Genomic DNA, 16036 nt, shown 5'->3' with positions numbered 1-16036 from the left:
GGCCTGTCGACTCGCCCCCCGGCAAGGCGCCCAGTTTATGCAGACTTCTTGTTGGCGTGCAAGCGCACCGACCAGCCGACACCCAAGATCAGCAAGGCGATTGCGGCCATCTCAAGCGGGCGCGGCCAGCGATCGTCGTACACAAAGCCATATGCCAGCGCGAACAGGGTCTCGAACACGATCATCTGGCCCGACAGCGTGAGCGGCAGCCGCCGGGAGGCGATGTTCCACAGATTGTTGCCGATCAGCGACGCGCCCAGTGCCACGGCAGCGTTCACGGTCCAGAACGTACCCCAGACGCGTCCGCCGGTATCCATCCAGCTTGTGCCGACTGCAAGCAGGGCCGCCATGGTCAAGGCGGCAGACAGGATGCCGCTCGAAATGCCGTACAGCGCAGACCATTCGTTGCTGGAGAAATGCGGATTGCGCTGCAGGTAGCGGGCGTTGTCCAAGGCGTACCACGTCCAGCTGAAAAGCGCGCCTGCCGCGCAAGCGATGCCAACAATGCGTTGCCAGACCGGCCGGACGTTGGTGGCCGCCGTTGCCGCTGTCTGGCCGAACAGGTCAACGTTGATGCAGGCGATGCCGGCAGCGACAACCAGGAGCGGCCAGATCAGCCGGGAGAGCGGCACGGCGCCATGATCGCGCCGGCCAAGCATGGTGATTGTGATGGGCAGAATGCCAACGATCAGCGAGGTGGGCGCAACACCAGCCAGCTGCACGCCAAACGCCACGAAAACAAAATAGACAGGTTGCCGCTGCAGGATTGCCTGACCAGCGCCAAGCAGTCGGCGCGGGTAATTTTGCGGGCAATGCGCGGAAGGATCGGGGCAGCGGCAATGGCTGCGATGACGCCGTAGGCGAGGTAGCGGCCGAGGGTCAGTTCCCACGGTGAAAACGCGGGCAGCGCGCGCGGAGCAATAAAGACCATGCCCCACATCGCCCCGGCCAGCAGGGCGCACAATACGCCAATTCCCATTCGAACACTCGCGAGGCTGATTCTGCGCGGCCGCTGGTGGCGCAGGGTGCTGTAGGTGCGTGCGCGAAGAAAAATTTATCGAGCATAGCACGGGTCTCTACAACCGTGGGGCGAATTCCCGTATAATCCGATTTTGCGCCTAGAGGAAATTGCTATGCGTCTTGTCCAGAAAGCACTCACGTTCGATGATGTGCTGCTCGTCCCGGCCTACTCGGCCGTCCTGCCCCGCGATACGTCCCTTCGCACCAAGCTCACCCGTTCGATCGAACTTGCCATTCCGCTCGTCTCCGCCGCCATGGATACGGTTACGGAAGCGCGGCTCGCCATCGCTATGGCGCAGCAAGGTGGCATCGGTATCGTCCACAAGAACCTGAAGCCCGAAGAACAGGCGCGCGAAGTCGCCAAGGTCAAGCGCTTTGAATCGGGCGTGCTGCGCGATCCGATCACGATCGGCCCGGACATGAAGGTCCGCGACGTGATGGCGCTGTCGGCACAACACGGCATCTCGGGTTTCCCGGTGCTGGAAGACAAGAAGGTGGTGGGCATCATCACCAACCGCGACCTGCGTTTCGAAGAAGAACTGGACGCCCCGGTGCGCGCCAAGATGACGCCGCGCGAGAAGCTCGTCACCGTCAAGGAAGGCGCCTCGCTGGAAGAGGCCAAGCGCCTGATGAACAAGCACCGCCTGGAGCGTGTGCTGGTGGTGGGCGAGGCTTTCGAGCTGCGCGGCCTGATCACCGTCAAGGATATCCAGAAGGCCACCGAATACCCGCTGGCCTCGAAGGACGAGCGCGGTTCGCTGCGCGTGGGTGCGGCGGTGGGCGTGGGTCCGGATAACGATCTGCGTATCGATTTGCTGGTCAAGGCCGGCGTGGACGTGATCGTGGTCGACACCGCGCACGGCCACAGCCAGGGCGTGCTGAACCGCGTGCGCTGGATCAAGGACAACTACCCGCAAGTGCAGGTGATCGGCGGCAACATCGCCACGGGCGACGCGGCCAGGGCGCTGGTCGACCATGGCGCGGATGGCGTCAAGGTTGGTATCGGCCCGGGTTCGATCTGCACGACACGGATTGTCGCGGGCGTGGGCGTGCCGCAGATCTTTGCCGTGTCCAATGTGGCCGAGGCCCTCAAGGGCACCGGCGTTCCGCTGATCGCCGACGGCGGTATCCGCTACTCGGGCGATGTGGCCAAGGCACTGGCTGCCGGCGCACACACCGTGATGATGGGCGGCATGTTTGCCGGCACGGACGAATCTCCCGGTGAGGTGTTCCTGTTCCAGGGGCGCTCGTACAAGAGCTACCGCGGCATGGGCTCGGTTGGCGCGATGAAGGACGGCGCTGCCGACCGTTACTTCCAGGAAGACAACACCGCCAACGTCGACAAGCTGGTGCCCGAAGGTATCGAAGGGCGCGTGCCGTACAAGGGTTCGGCACTGCCCATCGTGCATCAACTCACGGGCGGCGTCCGCTCGTCGATGGGCTACTGCGGTTGCGCGTCGATCGCCGAATGGCACGAGAAGGCCCAGTTTGTCGAGATCACCGCCGCGGGCATGAACGAATCGCACGTGCACGACGTGCAGATCACGAAGGAAGCGCCGAACTATCACCGCGACTGATCGCTTGTCGATCATCGCAAACAACAAACAAGATAGAAGGCAAGCAGTACTGCCGCCGGGGCGCGCGGGCGCTCCGGCCGATTCAACCGGTGGCCGAGGCACGGGCGGCCGCCCGCAACTGGAGACGATGATGAAAGCGCTTTTGCGACTCGTTCTGTTTCTGGATGCGGCTGTCGCACTGTGCGTCGGTCTCGTCCTGCTGGCTTCACCGATGACGTCCATCTTCGGCGCGCTGCAATTGCCGCAGCCGGAACCGGCGATGTACGGCCAGCTGCTCGGCGTCACGCTGATTGGCGTGGCCTGGCTGCTGTGGCACGCCACCGTCAACGGGCAACTGACGACCGCCGTGGCGCAGGTAGTCGGTCATCTGAACCTGGCGGTCGCCGTGCTGGTGATTGTCTGGCTGCTGTTCTTCCACCTGCCGGTGGAGGGCGCGGGCCGTATCTGGTTGCCGACGTTTGCCGCGGTGCTGGCGGCGTTCTCCGCCGTGCAAATTCCCGCCTCGCGCCGCGTGCGCACCAACGAGCGCGTGCGCGCACAGAAGGCCCGCGAAGACGCCGCGGCCGCGCGCGAACGCGAACGCGCAGAAAAGGCGCAACGCAAAGAACCTGGCTACATGCCGCCTCCGGGCTACGGCCCCGGCACTGAAGTCGACACGATTGCCGATTCCATTCCTCCTCAACATGCACGACAAAGTCCTCATCCTTGATTTCGGCTCGCAGGTCACGCAACTGATTGCGCGGCGCGTGCGTGAAGCACACGTCTACTGCGAAATCCATCCGAACGACGTGTCCGACGCCTTCGTGCGCGAATTCGCGCCCAAGGCGATCATCCTGTCCGGCAGCCACGCCAGCACGTACGAAGATCATCAACTGCGCGCCCCGCAGGCCGTGTGGGACCTGGGCGTGCCGGTGCTGGGCATCTGCTACGGCATGCAGACCATGGCCGTGCAGCTTGGCGGCAAGGTGGAGTGGAGCGACCACCGCGAATTCGGTTACGCCGAAGTGCGCGCGCATGGCCATACCCGCCTGCTCAAGGACATCCAGGACTTCGCTACGCCCGAAGGCCACGGCATGCTCAAGGTGTGGATGAGCCACGGCGACAAGGTCACAGAGCTGCCACCGGGCTTCACGCTGCTGGCCTCGACGCCGAGCTGCCCCGTCGCGGGCATGGCCGACGAGGCGCGTGGCTACTACGCGGTGCAGTTCCACCCGGAAGTCACGCACACCGTGCAGGGCCGCGCGCTGCTCGAGCGCTTTGTGCTGGAGATCGCTGGCGCCAAGCCCGACTGGGTCATGCGCGATCACATCGACGAGGCCGTCAAGGCGATCCGCGAGCAGGTGGGCGATGAAGAGGTGATCCTCGGCCTGTCGGGTGGCGTCGATTCTTCGGTGGCGGCGGCGCTGATCCACCGCGCCATTGGCGACCAGCTGACCTGCGTGTTTGTCGACCATGGCCTGCTGCGCCTGGACGAAGGCAAGATGGTGATGGACATGTTCGCTGGCCGCCTGCATGCCAAGGTTGTGCATGTGGATGCGTCCGAGCAGTTCCTCGGCCATCTGGCTGGCGTGACTGACCCCGAAGCCAAGCGCAAGATCATCGGCCGCGAGTTCGTTGAAGTGTTCCAGGCCGAAGCCAAGAAACTCAGCAACGCCAAGTGGCTGGCGCAGGGCACGATCTACCCGGACGTGGTGGAATCGGGCGGCACCAAGACCAAGAAGGCGACGACGATCAAGAGCCACCACAACGTGGGCGGCCTGCCGGAGACGCTGGGCCTGAAGCTGCTCGAGCCGCTGCGCGACCTGTTCAAGGATGAAGTCCGCGAGCTGGGTGTGGCGCTGGGCCTGCCGCACGAGATGGTGTATCGCCACCCGTTCCCGGGGCCTGGCCTGGGCGTGCGCATTCTGGGTGAGGTCAAGCGTGAATATGCAGACCTGCTGCGCCGTGCCGATGCGATCTTCATCGAAGAGCTGCGGGGCACGAAGGCCACGGCGCAGGATGCGGCCGCCGGCCTGTGCGGCGAAGGCGATGTTGGCAAGAGCTGGTACGACCTGACCAGCCAGGCGTTTGCGGTGTTCCTGCCGATCAAGTCCGTCGGCGTGATGGGCGATGGCCGCACATACGACTACGTGACGGCGCTGCGTGCAGTGCAGACCACCGACTTCATGACCGCACATTGGGCGCATCTGCCGTACGCCCTGCTGGGCCGCGTGTCGAACCGCATCATCAATGAGGTGCGTGGTTTGAGCCGGGTCGTGTATGACGTGTCGGGCAAGCCGCCTGCGACGATCGAGTGGGAGTGAGGTTCACCTCCCAAGTCGGAAGAAGCCCGCGTTATGCGGGCTTTTTTTCGTCCTTATAGTTGGCTATCCAGTGTCTGCCAAAAAGCTACCCCGAACGGCGTCTACGCCTCCAGTGACCAGCCTTGGTTGTCCACGTTCTTTTCGTCGCGATAGACCCATCGCGCACCGCATGTGGGACACGAGAACGTGCTGACGGTGATTGCGCGCGCGGAGGGCGATTTGATGCGTTGCGTGTCGGTGATTCTGAGCAAAGCATGGCCTGGCGCGCCGCGTTTATGGAGTTCGATTGCGGCGCAAGCCGAGCAGAGTGTCATGCCGATGGTTCTCTCAAGAGCGCATGCCCACTGTGGCGTGCTGACTCAGCGGTGGGGTGCGGGGTGGGTCAATGGTGGCAGATTATCTAATTATTTGTTGACGCGGGTCTGAAATGTCTGTAGAAACCATCCCTGCAGGATCTTCAAGCAGTTACTCCGATGTTCTGGGTTGTCACGCCAAGCGGTGCTTCCTTTGCTCCATGTTTCTTCCTTGATTGTCGTGCCTGGTGAGCACAGGCTCATGCAGAACTTTTTAGGATATCCAACATGGAAACCGGCACAGTAAAGTGGTTCAACGACTCCAAGGGCTTCGGCTTCATCACCCCGGACGCAGGCGGCAACGATCTCTTCGCTCACTTCTCTGAAGTTCAGGGCAACGGGTTCAAGTCCCTCCAAGAGGGTCAGAAGGTGCGCTACGTTGCAGGCGTTGGCCAAAAGGGCCCGGCTGCCACGAAGATCGAAGCGATCTGATCGGTCGCATCTGCCAAGAAAAAACCCCGCACTGCGGGGTTTTTTTTCGTAGCAACATTAAGGTGTCCAAGACGCACTTTGCCGCAGCGTCTGAGGCTCTTGCGGCAGCAGATGAATCTGCTGCGGCATCACATAAACGGCAACCGCTGCCGAAAGCCCCGTAGCGCGCCTATGCCGCCTGCTTGCGGGGGCGTCGCACCGCGCGAATCTTCCCGGTGGTTCCGCCGCCGCAGAAGAACTGATCGGCGCCATCCGACTCGAGACCCGACACGTTCATGCCGGCCGGCATGTCAAGCTGCTCCAGCACTTCACCGGTTTGCGGATCGATGTGCCGCAGCTCGCTCGTATCGCCTTCCCAAGTGCCGTGCCAGAGCTCACCGTCGACCCACGTGACGCCGGTAACGAACCGGTTGGATTCGATGGTGCGCAATACCTTGCCGGTGTCCGGATCGATCTGGCGGATCTTGCGCTCGCGGTAGTGGCCGACCCACAGCGTGCCTTCGGCCCAGGCGAGGCCCGAGTCTCCGCCCGCGCCCGGCGCCGGAATCGTGGCGAGCACGGTGCCCGTTTGCGGGTCGATTTTCTGGATGCGGTCTTCGGCAATCTGGAACAGGTGCCGCCCATCGAACGCGGTCCCGGCATGGGCCGGTACATCGATGGAGCGCTGCGTCTTGCCGCTGTCGGGGTCGAGTTCCTTCAGCTGACCGCCGGCAGCAAACCAGACGTGTTGACCATCGTAGGTCACGCCGCCGACGTTCTCTGCGCCAGGGAAGGGGCCGTATTCGCGCACGACTTCGGCGGTGGATCGCTTCATGTTGGGCTCGCTGGAATCGGTTGTGGAGTCTTCATCCTAGTCACTTGGCAGCGGTGCGGGGAGTAACAAGGTGGTCGCGAATCCGGGTACCGGCGGCGTCACCCATCGGCGCGCGCGCGCGCGTCCGAAGAACTGCACCTTGCCGGCGGCTGCCAACGCGTCGAGCGCGCGCTGTACGGTGCGCTGGCTGGCCCCGAGCGCCAATGCCAATGCAGAGCTGGACCACGATTCCCCATCAGCGAGGCACGCCAGCACGGCGGCGTATTGCTCGTCGACAGGCTGTGCGAGAACAACGACGTCTTGCGTCGCGTGGGGTTGCAGTGCAAATCCGTGCTTGGTCGCTTTGACCGTGCCCAGCGCACCAAGCGCGGTGCGCAAACGCCCGATCTCTACGCGCAAGCGCACGCGGTGCGTTTCGTCGGGATGCCGGGTGCGGAATGCCCCCGCGATGAGGCTGTCTCTGGGCACGTCTTCCGGCCACGCCTCTGCAAGTGCACGTGCCAGCGTAAACAGAACGGGCCGCGTGGCGAGCGAGACGACTGTATCGGCCTGCCTCACGGCAAGCCGGCACGCATCCACCACCAGCGCGTCCGATGCAAAGAGCGCTTCGACATCTTTAAGGAGCAGAACGCGCTCCTCGCCGCGCGAGATGAGCCGTGCAGCCGGTGCGCTCAAGGCCAGGGCGGCACGTTCGACTTCGGCGGTGAGCGTCGGGATGCCGGCCTGACGCGCCGCGATATCTGCGTCGCTCAAGGCTGCGCGTGCGGAAGCGGTCTGCAAACGTCGGATGGCAATGCCCGCGACGACAAGCGCATGTGCCGCCCGCAAGACCGGAGGAAGATGCGCCGGCGTTAGCGCGGCGAGCGCGGCTTCTGCGTCGTCCAGACGGCCGATCAGCAGCAGGCGACGGATGCTGAGATACCGCGCGTGTGCGGCATTGACGTGGTCGCCGTGCGCCTCGAGCGTGGCGCATGCCGTGTCGAGGGTTTTGGCAGGCCAGCCAAGATCGCGCGAGGCGAGGGCGATTTCGGCTTCCGCAACGATGCAGCGAGCGCGTGCCACTGCCTCTCGAGAGCCGAATGCGCGGGCCGCGCGACGTAGCAGGAGCTTGGCGCGCGCCAGATCACCGAGCTGGGCCATGGCGATGCCACGCAGAGCCAGCGCGGCGGCATCGTCGCGCAGAGCGACGCGGTTCAGCGCTCCGAATGGGTCACCGGCAGCGAGTGCGCGCGCTGCAGCCGTGATCAATGAATCCATTCGAATCCCGCCACACTTGTCACTCCCGCCGTTTGAGGTCGGCGCCTAATCTAGCACACGACCACTCACCCAAAACGGAGGCAAGCATGAGTGCAACACACCCCACAGCAACCCGCGCAACCTGGCTGGCAGAGCGCATTGAACTGCTCAAGGCCGAGAAGGAACTCACGCGCCGTAGCGACGAACTCGCGCGCCGCAGGCAGGCACTGCCGTGGGTGCGCATCGACAAAAGCTACCGCTTTGAAACCGAGAATGGCAGCGCGACGCTTGCCGATCTGTTTGGCGGACGTTCGCAACTGCTGGTCTATCACTTCATGTTCGGGCCGGACTACAAGGCGGGCTGCCCATCGTGCTCGATGATCGCTGACGGCTTTGACGGCTTTGTCACGCATCTGGCGAACCACGACGTCACCCTGCTGGCGGTGTCGCGCGGGCCGCTGGCCAAGTTGATCGAGTATCGCGAGCGGATGGGCTGGGGCTTTCCGTGGGCATCATCGGTGGGTAGCGATTTCAACTACGATTTCAACGTCTCGATCTCGGAAGAGCAACAGCGCGCCGGCAGCGCCGACTACAACTACGTGCGCGGCAGCCACGTGATGGATGCATCCGACTTGCCCGAACCCGTGCAGCAGTTCGCCAGCATGTGCGGCACCGATGCGCCCACCTACGTGCGCGACCGGCCCGGCATGAGTGCGTTCGTGCTGGAAGACGGCGTCGTGTATCACACGTATTCCACGTACGCGCGCGGGCTCGACGGCTTGTGGGGCGCATACCAGTGGCTGGACCGCGCGCCGCTGGGCCGCAACGAAACCGGTGTCTGGTGGCGTCGCCATGACGAATACGCTCAGCAACGTTGAGCTGCCACGCGAGCATGGGGTGTCCGAGCGCGGCTTCCTTGCCGTCTCGGCGCTGCTGTTCGTCGCCAGCACGACGGCGACAGTGGCGTGGTGCAACGCGATGCCCGCCATGAGCGAGATGCCGATGGCCTGGATGCCGATGTGCGGTCAGACGTGGCGGAGCTTTGCTGCGTCCTTCATTTGCATGTGGACGGTGATGATGGCGGCGATGATGCTGCCGTCATTGCTGCCGATGCTGCAGCAGTATCGCGTGGCGCTTCATCTGGCAGGCAAGCCGAACGTTGATGCGCTGACGGCGTTGGCAGGCGCCGGGTACTTCGCGGTGTGGGCCCTGATCGGCGTGATGGTCTTTGGGCTGGGTGCGGCGTTGGCGAAGCTTGAAATGACGTGGCCCGTGCTGGCACGGGTGGCGCCAGTTGCCAGCAGCGCGGTGGTTCTTGCGGCGGGCGCTCTGCAGTTCAGCGCATGGAAGGCGCGCCAGCTTGCATGGTGCCGCGCAGTGCCAGCGCCCGGGCACACTGCATGGCAATTTGGCTTGCGCCTCGGCCTGCGCTGCGCCGCGTCGTGCGCGTGCCTGACGGCGATCCTGCTCATGATCGGCGTCATGGATCTGCGCGCAATGGCGGCCGTGTCAGCGGCAATTGCGCTGGAGCGCCTCGTTCCCGCAGGACAGCGTATGGCCCGCTGCATTGGCGTCGCTGCCATCGGGGCAGGATTGCTCTTGATGCTGCGTGCCGCGTTGCCCTGAGGCGTGCCGAGTACACGCCTTACATGACGCCGCCAAGTTGCCACGGCACGAACTCGTTGTCGCCCAGACCGTTGAGTTCGCTCTTGGTGCGATCGCCCGAGGCGGTGGCCAGCATCAGCTGAAACAGCGTCTGGCCGGCTTGCGCAATGCTGAGGCGGCCATCGACGATGCCGCCGCAATCGAAGTCCATGTCCAGCTCCATGTGCCGGAAAAGCGCGCTGTTGGTGGCGAGCTTCAAGGAGCGCACCGGCTTGCAGCCGTAGGTGGACCCCCGGCCCGTTGTGAAGCAGATCAGGTTGGCACCGCCGGCGACCTGGCCGGTAGCCGACACGGGGTCGTAGCCTGGTGTGTCCATGAAGACGATTTTCGATCGCTGCGTGCGACACCAAAGCAACATGAACCTTCCGCTCTTACTCAATATCGCGACGTTCGTCGTCATCCTGATCGCTCTGGGCCGCGTGAACGCGAGCTGGAGTCTGGCCAAACGTGTGCTGCTGGGCATGATGCTGGGCATCCTGTTCGGACTGGCGCTGCATCTGATCTATGGCGACGACAGCGCGACGCTCAAGCTGTCGATCTCGTGGTTCGGCATCGTTGGCGGCGGCTATATCCAGTTACTGCAGATGATCGTCATGCCGCTCGTGCTGGTGTCAGTGCTGAATTCGGTGGCCAGGCTCAACAGCACGGCGTCGCTCGGCAAGATCAGCGTGCTGACGATCGGCACGCTGCTGCTTACGACGCTGATCTCCGCGCTGGTCGGCGTGTTCGTCACCCACCTGTTTGGCCTGACGGCGCAAGGGCTGGTGCAGGGCGCGAAGGAAACCGCTCGGCTGACCGCCATCCAGGACAACTATGTCGGCAAGGTGGCCGACCTGTCGGTGCCGCAGCTGGTGCAGTCCTTCATTCCGAAGAACCCGTTTGCCGAGCTGACCGGCGCCAAGCCGACGTCCATCATCGGCGTGGTGATCTTCGCGGCGTTCCAGGGCGTGGCTGCGTTGAACCTGCTCAAGGATGATGCGGTGAAGGCGAGCGCGTGCTGACCGCCATCGATACCGCGCAGGGCTGGGTGATGAAGCTCGTGCGGCTCGTCATTCGCCTGACGCCTTACGGCGTGCTCGCGCTCATGACGAACGTGGTGGCCGTGTCCAACGTGCAGGACATCATCAAGCTCGGCGGTTTCGTGGTGGCGTCTTACCTGGGCCTGGCGATCATGTTTGGCGTGCATGCCGTGCTGCTGACGCTCAACGGCATCAATCCGCTTCGCTTCTTCCGCAAGGTCTGGCCGGCGCTGTCGTTCGCGTTCACGAGCCGGTCGAGTGCAGCGACCATTCCGCTGAGCATCGAGGCGCAGACGCGGCGCATCGGCGTGCCGGAGTCGATCGCCAGCTTCGCCGCATCGTTTGGCACGACCATTGGCCAGAACGGCTACGCAGGCTTGTATCGCGCCATGCTGGCAGTGATGGTGGCGCCCACCGTGGGTATCAACCCATTCGATCCTGTGTGGATTGCAACGCTGGTGGCGGTGGTCACGCTCAGCTCCGTTGGCGTGGCGGGTGTTGGCGGCGGTGCCACGTTTGCGGCGTTGATCGTGCTGCCGGCGATGGGCTTTCCGGTGACGCTCGTGGCCCTGCTGATCTCCATCGAACCGCTGATCGACATGGGCCGTACCGCGCTCAACGTCAATGGCTCGATGACCGACGGGACGATCACGAGCCAGTTGCTGGGGCAGACTGATCGCAGTGTCTTCGATGCTGCCGATGACGTGGAGATGGCACACCGCTGATCTGCGCGTCGAAATAAAAAATGCCGGCCATGGGCTCGGCATTTTTTTTTGAGGGCGAGGCGGCTCAGTCGGGCGTCTGCGCCAGCTCGGTCAGCAGTTCCATGAACGCGCTGGCCAGTTCGCTGGGTGTGGCGGCGCTTCTGCGCAGCAGGCCGACGGGCTCCTTGGTGCCCGACGTGGCGATGTCCAGACGGGCGAGTTGACCATGCGCCAGGTCGTCGCCCGCAGCGCGCTCGGGGGTGATCCACACCGCATCGGATCGGCATGCCAGCAACCGTGCGACGGACACCGAAAGCGTTTCCGTCACGCCCGCGGGCAAGCGCAGCCCGTGCGTCTGGAACAGCGCTTCGGTGTGATGGCGCGGCACCGTGCCCGGCGTGGCAATCACCAGCGGGTAGTCCAGCACCGCCTGCAGCGAGGCCGACGCGCCTGGCTGCGACAACAGCGGATGCCCGGGCCGGACGACCAGCGCCAGCGGCTCGGCATACAGCAACTCGAACGACAGCCCCTGCATGCGATCCGGCTCGGCCATGCGCCCGACGATGAAATCCAGTTCGCCGGCCTTGAGCGCGGTCAGCAGCTCGACATTGGTACCGGTGCGCAACCGCACGCCGGCATGCGGGCGCTGGGCGTGCAAATGGGCAATCGCCCGGGGCAGCAGGCTGCTGGCCACCGTCGGCAGCGCGCCTACATGCACGACCGGCGCGGATGCGTCCGTCGATCCCATCAGCGCGGCGGTGGCCGATTCCAGCGCCTGCGTCACGCCGACCGCATGCCGCAGGAATTGCTCGCCAGCCGCAGTGAGCCGTGCGCCTTGCCGGCCGCGCTCCACGAGCTGCACGCCGGCCAGCGCCTCCAGTTCACCCAACGTTTTCGATACCGCCGGCTGGCTCAGATGCAAACGTTCGGCGGCGCGCCGCAGATTGCGCTCCTGCGCGATGGCGACAAAGCAGCTCAGATGGCGAAAGCGGATGCGGGACGGCAATTCAGCCGAAAAGGCACTTTCCATAACTTGGCGTTATCTATTTTCCGATAAGAAGTCAATTTACTTCACTTTTTGTCGGCGATACAGTCTCTCCACGATTTCATAAGGAGACGCCCCATGACCCTGCCGCTTTCCGGCACCGGCGAATTCGCCCAGCGCGACACCGCGCAGCATCCGCCCGCACTGACCCCCGGCTACAAGACCAGCGTGCTGCGCTCGCCGCGCAACGCGCTCATCTCCACCCTGAATACGCTGTCCGAGACCACCGCTCCGGTGTTCCATGCCGACGACCTGGGCGCGCTCGACAACGACCTGATCCTCAACTACGCCAAGGAAGGCCTGCCGATCGGCGAGCGCATCATCGTCCACGGCTACGTGCGCGACGAGTTCGGCCGCCCCGTGCCGAACGCGCTGGTGGAGGTGTGGCAGGCCAACGCCGGCGGCCGCTACCGCCACAAGAAAGACCAGTACATCGCGCCGATCGACCCGAACTTTGGCGGCTGCGGCCGCATGCTGACGGACGCCAACGGCTACTACGTCTATCGCACGATCAAGCCCGGCCCGTATCCGTGGCGCAATCGCATCAACGATTGGCGCCCGTCGCACATCCATTACTCGCTCTCGGGCGATGGCTGGGCCCAGCGCCTCATCACGCAGATGTACTTCGAGGGGGACCCGATGATCGCGCAGTGCCCCATCATCAAGACCATCCCGAGCGAAGAGCAGGTGCGCGGCCTGATCGCGCTGCATGATACGGCCAACCACGTGCCGCTCGACAGCCGCTGCTACCGCTTCGACATCACGCTGCGCGGCCGCCGTGCCACGCATTTCGAAAACGCCGTGCCCGCCCTGCAAGGAGCCAAGTGATGACCACGACCACACTGCGTGAATCGCTCGAACGGGCCCAGGCAACGGCCATGACGACAACGCCGCCGTTCGCGCATTTCAACGAGACCGCATCGCAGACGGGTGGCCCGTACGTGCACATCGGCCTCGCACCGCGCCAGGCCGGCTTCGACATTTACGACAAGGAATTCGGCAGCGTCCTGACCACGCCCGCCACGCGCGGCGAACGCATCGCGTTGGAAGGCCGCGTCTACGATGGCTCCGGCTCGCTCGTGCGCGATGTGCTGATCGAGATCTGGCAAGCCAACGCGGACGGCAAATACGCCCATCCGGCCGACCGGCAGGACAAACCTGTCGACCCGGCATTCCGCGGCTGGGGCCGCGCCGGCGCCGATTTCGATACGGGCGTCTATCGCTTCGACACCATCAAGCCGGGCGCCGTGGCCGGCCGCAGCGGGACCACGCAGGCGCCGCACATCTGCATGATCCTGTTTGCGCGCGGCATCAACCTTGGCCTGCACACACGCGTGTACTTCAGCGACGAGGCTGCAGCCAACGGCACGGATCCGGTGCTGAACGGCATCGAGTGGGAAGTGCGTCGCAAGACGCTGATTGCCCAGCGCAGCGAGCGTAACGGCGAGGTGGTCTACACCTTCGACGTGCGCCTGCAAGACACGCCGGATGGAGGCGCGGAGACGGTCTTCTTCGATATCTGATCGCCGCATCACATCCAAGAGACCACGCCCGGCAGGTTCACACCGCCGGGCGTTGTTTTTGATGCAAGCAACACGACTTTCAGCGGGACGTCATGCGGGCGTCGATAATGGGCGGATCGCCAGCCCGGCGTTTGACGACCCTGCCGTGACCCAGCTCACTCTTCCCGGATTCGAAGCCACCCCGCAATTGCCCGCGCATCGCCTGTTTCTGGCGATCAAGCCTGACGTGGACACCGCCGAGCGCATCGCGCGGCTGATCCAGCAATTGCGGCCCGTCGTGGGCTTCAAGGGCAAGGCGCTGCGTACGGAGCGCCTGCATGTCACGCTGCATCATCTGGGCGATTTCGTTCATCTGCCGCCTGACGACGTCGTGGGGCGTGTGCGTGCAGCAGCGGCCGGTCTCGCGTTGCCGGCATTCGATGCCACGTTCAACCAGGTGGTGAGCTTCCATGGCCGGCGCGATCATCGGCCGTTTGTGCTGCTGGGCGATGAGGGCGTGGGCGGTTTGATGGCGTTTCAGGCGGCGCTGGGCGAGGCGCTCCAGCATGCCGCCGTGCCGGTGCCGCGTGGGCATTTCAAGCCGCACATCACGCTGTTGTATGACCGCGGCGGCTTTGCGCCGAAAGCGGTCGAGCCCATCACGTGGACCGTGCGCGAGTTCGTTCTCATCCATAGCTGGCTAGGCAAAACGCGCTACGACGAACTCGGCCGCTGGGCGCTCAAAGGCTGAGCGCCACGTTGTTATGCGCAGCCGTCCGGCCCGCAGACAGGGCCATCGGCTTCGTTCATCGGGGCAGGCGCGCCGATGTGCTGCGTCAGCGCCTCGGCCCAGGGTTCCGGTTTGCCGAGCCACGGACCAACGTCGATGATGCCCAGTTGGCCATCCGCATCTTCCAGCGCAAACGTCGGAAAACCCTGTCCGCCCACTCGATCGAGCCACTGCCGGCTTAGCGCGATGTGCTGCTGCGTGAGCGCACCGGTTTGCCGCGCGTATTCCGCATCGAATGCTTCGGGCGATAGGCCGATCTCCGCTGCAAGCGCGCGCAGTACCAGCACATCGGCAATGCGCCGGCCTTCTTCGTAGTGCGCACGTTGGACGCGATGGATCATGTCCAGCCCGCGGCCGCCGAGCGCCTGCGCTGCAAGCACGGCGGTAATGGGCGGCTCCGAATCCATCACCGCCGTGGTGTCGCGCAACAGGCCTTCAAAGTACGTCTCGCCGAAGGGCTGGCCGGTCAACTCGGCAATGCGGTGGTCGTGCGGCATCACGTAGTCGCGCCATTGGGGCGTGACCGTACGGCGGTTCGGGCCGGCAAGCATGCCGCCGCCGTGGAAGGCGATCGTGAGGCCGGGCACCGTGCGCGCGGCTTCCACCAGCGGCGCGGCGCCATAGCACCAACCGCACAGCGGGTCGTAGATGTAATGCAACGTCGTCATGTTGTTTCCTCTGGGTCGGGCCAGCTTACTGCGGCCACTTCATTTCGCCCTTGATGACCTTGGCGCTCAGCTCCAGCGATGCATCGCCGGCCAGCGTTGGATAGGCCGCCTTCATCGCCTTGATCAGCTCCGCAGAGTTGTTCGCCTTGGCGGCCTGTACCTCGAAGGTTTTCAGGTAATCCGCGGTAAAGCGTACCGCGTCCAGCCCCTTTGGCATTGCACCCGTGAAGTGACCAGGCACCACGGTCGTCGGCTTGAGCGCTGTGATGTTGTCCAGCGTCTGCAACCAGCCCAGGCGCGATTCGTGCGTCTGCGTGTCGGCCACCCAAACGTGGTCGCCGCTGTTGACCACCACGCCGCCGGCCACGGTCTTGATCGACGGAATCCACAGATACGTGCGTGCCGCGTCCGGGCCGTTCAGTCCCTTGATCTCGATGGTGCGGCCTTCCAGCGCCAGGTGGTCGGCGTGCAGCACATCGGGCAGCACGAGCGTCTTGGGCGCGTTGTCCTTCAGGATCGGGCCCCAATAGGCGAGCTTGCCGTTCATCGAAGCCTTGATGGCGGCCACGGTCTGCGGTGTGGCCACGATCTTCGCTTTCGGGAAGGCCGCGCGGATGACATCCAGCCCGAAGTAATAATCCGGATCGCTCTGGCTGATGTAGACCGTGGTGAGCGTCTTGCCGCTGGCCGTGAGTTTCTGCACGAGCGCCTCTGCATCGCTGCGCTGGAATTGCGCGTCGATCAGGATCGCCTCGTGTGCGCCGGTGATGATTTCCGACGACACGGGGAAGACGCCCTTGGCGCCGGGGTTGTAGACCTCGAGATGTAATGTCGCGGGTGCGGCAGCGTGGGCAACAAGGCCGGCGCTGACGAGGCCGGCGGCAAGCAAGGTGCGGAGCAGGGACATC

General features: G+C 64.4%; 17 protein-coding genes and 2 pseudogenes. 11 read left to right on the top strand and 8 right to left on the bottom strand.

Going from position 1 to position 16036, the window contains the following annotated elements:
* Positions 1-35: 35 nt before the first annotated feature.
* Positions 36-979, bottom strand: a pseudogene (locus tag CFE42_RS01430) (DMT family transporter).
* 154 nt (positions 980-1133) lie between these two features.
* Here CFE42_RS01430 and guaB point away from each other — a divergent pair.
* From guaB to guaA, 3 genes are all read left to right on the top strand, one after another.
* Entirely contained in the window at positions 1134-2597 is a 1464-nt protein-coding gene (gene guaB, locus CFE42_RS01425; protein WP_004626717.1) for an IMP dehydrogenase, read from the top strand.
* Positions 2598-2727: 130 nt separating this feature from the next.
* Positions 2728-3306, top strand: a complete 579-nt coding sequence (locus CFE42_RS01420; RefSeq protein ID WP_004626719.1) for a hypothetical protein — start codon at positions 2728-2730, stop codon at positions 3304-3306.
* Entirely contained in the window at positions 3281-4900 is a 1620-nt protein-coding gene (gene guaA / locus CFE42_RS01415) for a glutamine-hydrolyzing GMP synthase (RefSeq protein ID WP_004626721.1), read from the top strand. Before CFE42_RS01420 ends, guaA begins: the two co-directional genes overlap by 26 nt.
* A 101-nt stretch (positions 4901-5001) precedes the next feature.
* Here guaA and CFE42_RS01410 read toward each other — a convergent pair whose 3' ends face one another.
* Positions 5002-5214 (bottom strand): hypothetical protein, encoded by a 213-nt coding sequence (locus tag CFE42_RS01410; RefSeq protein WP_004626724.1) that lies wholly within the window; start codon positions 5212-5214, stop codon positions 5002-5004.
* Positions 5215-5481: 267 nt separating this feature from the next.
* On the opposite strand from CFE42_RS01410, the gene CFE42_RS01405 reads away from it, so the two are divergent.
* The gene (locus tag CFE42_RS01405; RefSeq protein ID WP_004626726.1) at positions 5482-5685 is read left to right on the top strand and encodes a cold-shock protein; all 204 of its coding nucleotides are present in this window, start codon (positions 5482-5484) and stop codon (positions 5683-5685) included.
* Positions 5686-5854: 169 nt separating this feature from the next.
* Here the strand turns inward: CFE42_RS01405 and CFE42_RS01400 are convergent, their stop codons facing one another.
* Together CFE42_RS01400 and CFE42_RS01395 are read right to left on the bottom strand one after the other, a co-directional pair.
* Positions 5855-6499 (bottom strand): DUF5074 domain-containing protein, encoded by a 645-nt coding sequence (locus tag CFE42_RS01400; protein ID WP_004626727.1) that lies wholly within the window; start codon positions 6497-6499, stop codon positions 5855-5857.
* Positions 6500-6535: 36 nt separating this feature from the next.
* The gene (locus tag CFE42_RS01395; protein WP_004626729.1) at positions 6536-7756 is read right to left on the bottom strand and encodes a hypothetical protein; all 1221 of its coding nucleotides are present in this window, start codon (positions 7754-7756) and stop codon (positions 6536-6538) included.
* 86 nt (positions 7757-7842) lie between these two features.
* Between CFE42_RS01395 and CFE42_RS01390 the strand changes: the two genes are divergently transcribed.
* Together CFE42_RS01390 and CFE42_RS01385 are read left to right on the top strand one after the other, a co-directional pair.
* Positions 7843-8613 carry a DUF899 domain-containing protein gene (locus CFE42_RS01390; protein ID WP_004626731.1) on the top strand — a complete coding sequence of 257 codons (771 nt, stop codon included), beginning with the start codon at positions 7843-7845 and terminating at the stop codon, positions 8611-8613.
* Complete coding sequence (locus tag CFE42_RS01385; protein ID WP_004626733.1) at positions 8588-9361, top strand: DUF2182 domain-containing protein; 774 nt, start codon at positions 8588-8590, stop codon at positions 9359-9361. The genes CFE42_RS01390 and CFE42_RS01385 overlap by 26 nt, the downstream gene beginning before the upstream one ends.
* A 19-nt stretch (positions 9362-9380) precedes the next feature.
* Here CFE42_RS01385 and CFE42_RS01380 read toward each other — a convergent pair.
* Positions 9381-9734 (bottom strand): annotated as a pseudogene (locus CFE42_RS01380) (altronate dehydratase); the annotation flags it as partial.
* Positions 9735-9756: 22 nt separating this feature from the next.
* On the opposite strand from CFE42_RS01380, the gene CFE42_RS01375 reads away from it, so the two are divergent.
* Both CFE42_RS01375 and CFE42_RS01370 read left to right on the top strand, forming a co-directional pair.
* Positions 9757-10401 carry a cation:dicarboxylase symporter family transporter gene (locus tag CFE42_RS01375; protein ID WP_004626737.1) on the top strand — a complete coding sequence of 215 codons (645 nt, stop codon included), beginning with the start codon at positions 9757-9759 and terminating at the stop codon, positions 10399-10401.
* Positions 10395-11144: a cation:dicarboxylase symporter family transporter gene (locus tag CFE42_RS01370; RefSeq protein ID WP_004626739.1), complete on the top strand. Its 750-nt coding sequence runs from the start codon at positions 10395-10397 to the stop codon at positions 11142-11144. Before CFE42_RS01375 ends, CFE42_RS01370 begins: the two co-directional genes overlap by 7 nt.
* A 64-nt stretch (positions 11145-11208) precedes the next feature.
* Here CFE42_RS01370 and pcaQ read toward each other — a convergent pair whose 3' ends face one another.
* Positions 11209-12153, bottom strand: a complete 945-nt coding sequence (pcaQ, locus tag CFE42_RS01365) for a pca operon transcription factor PcaQ (RefSeq protein ID WP_004626740.1) — start codon at positions 12151-12153, stop codon at positions 11209-11211.
* Positions 12154-12246: 93 nt separating this feature from the next.
* Between pcaQ and pcaH the strand changes: the two genes are divergently transcribed.
* The 3 genes from pcaH to thpR all read left to right on the top strand — a co-directional run bounded on the left by pcaH (position 12247) and on the right by thpR (position 14421).
* Positions 12247-12996, top strand: a complete 750-nt coding sequence (gene pcaH, locus CFE42_RS01360) for a protocatechuate 3,4-dioxygenase subunit beta (RefSeq protein ID WP_004626742.1) — start codon at positions 12247-12249, stop codon at positions 12994-12996.
* Positions 12996-13691: a protocatechuate 3,4-dioxygenase subunit alpha gene (pcaG, locus tag CFE42_RS01355; protein ID WP_004626744.1), complete on the top strand. Its 696-nt coding sequence runs from the start codon at positions 12996-12998 to the stop codon at positions 13689-13691. The genes pcaH and pcaG overlap by 1 nt, the downstream gene beginning before the upstream one ends.
* A gap of 61 nt (positions 13692-13752) precedes the next feature.
* Positions 13753-14421 carry an RNA 2',3'-cyclic phosphodiesterase gene (gene thpR / locus CFE42_RS01350; protein ID WP_004626746.1) on the top strand — a complete coding sequence of 223 codons (669 nt, stop codon included), beginning with the start codon at positions 13753-13755 and terminating at the stop codon, positions 14419-14421.
* Positions 14422-14432: 11 nt separating this feature from the next.
* On the opposite strand, the gene CFE42_RS01345 is transcribed toward thpR, so the two are convergent.
* Together CFE42_RS01345 and CFE42_RS01340 are read right to left on the bottom strand one after the other, a co-directional pair.
* Complete coding sequence (locus tag CFE42_RS01345; RefSeq protein ID WP_004626748.1) at positions 14433-15128, bottom strand: DsbA family protein; 696 nt, start codon at positions 15126-15128, stop codon at positions 14433-14435.
* A 25-nt stretch (positions 15129-15153) separates the two neighbouring features.
* Positions 15154-16035 carry an MBL fold metallo-hydrolase gene (locus CFE42_RS01340; protein ID WP_004626749.1) on the bottom strand — a complete coding sequence of 294 codons (882 nt, stop codon included), beginning with the start codon at positions 16033-16035 and terminating at the stop codon, positions 15154-15156.
* Position 16036: the final 1 nt, after the last annotated feature.

Source organism: Ralstonia sp. PBBBR1, from assembly GCF_002256165.1.
Taxonomy (GTDB): Bacteria; Pseudomonadota; Gammaproteobacteria; order Burkholderiales; family Burkholderiaceae; genus Ralstonia; species Ralstonia thomasii.
This window is presented reverse-complemented; position numbering and strand designations above follow the sequence as displayed.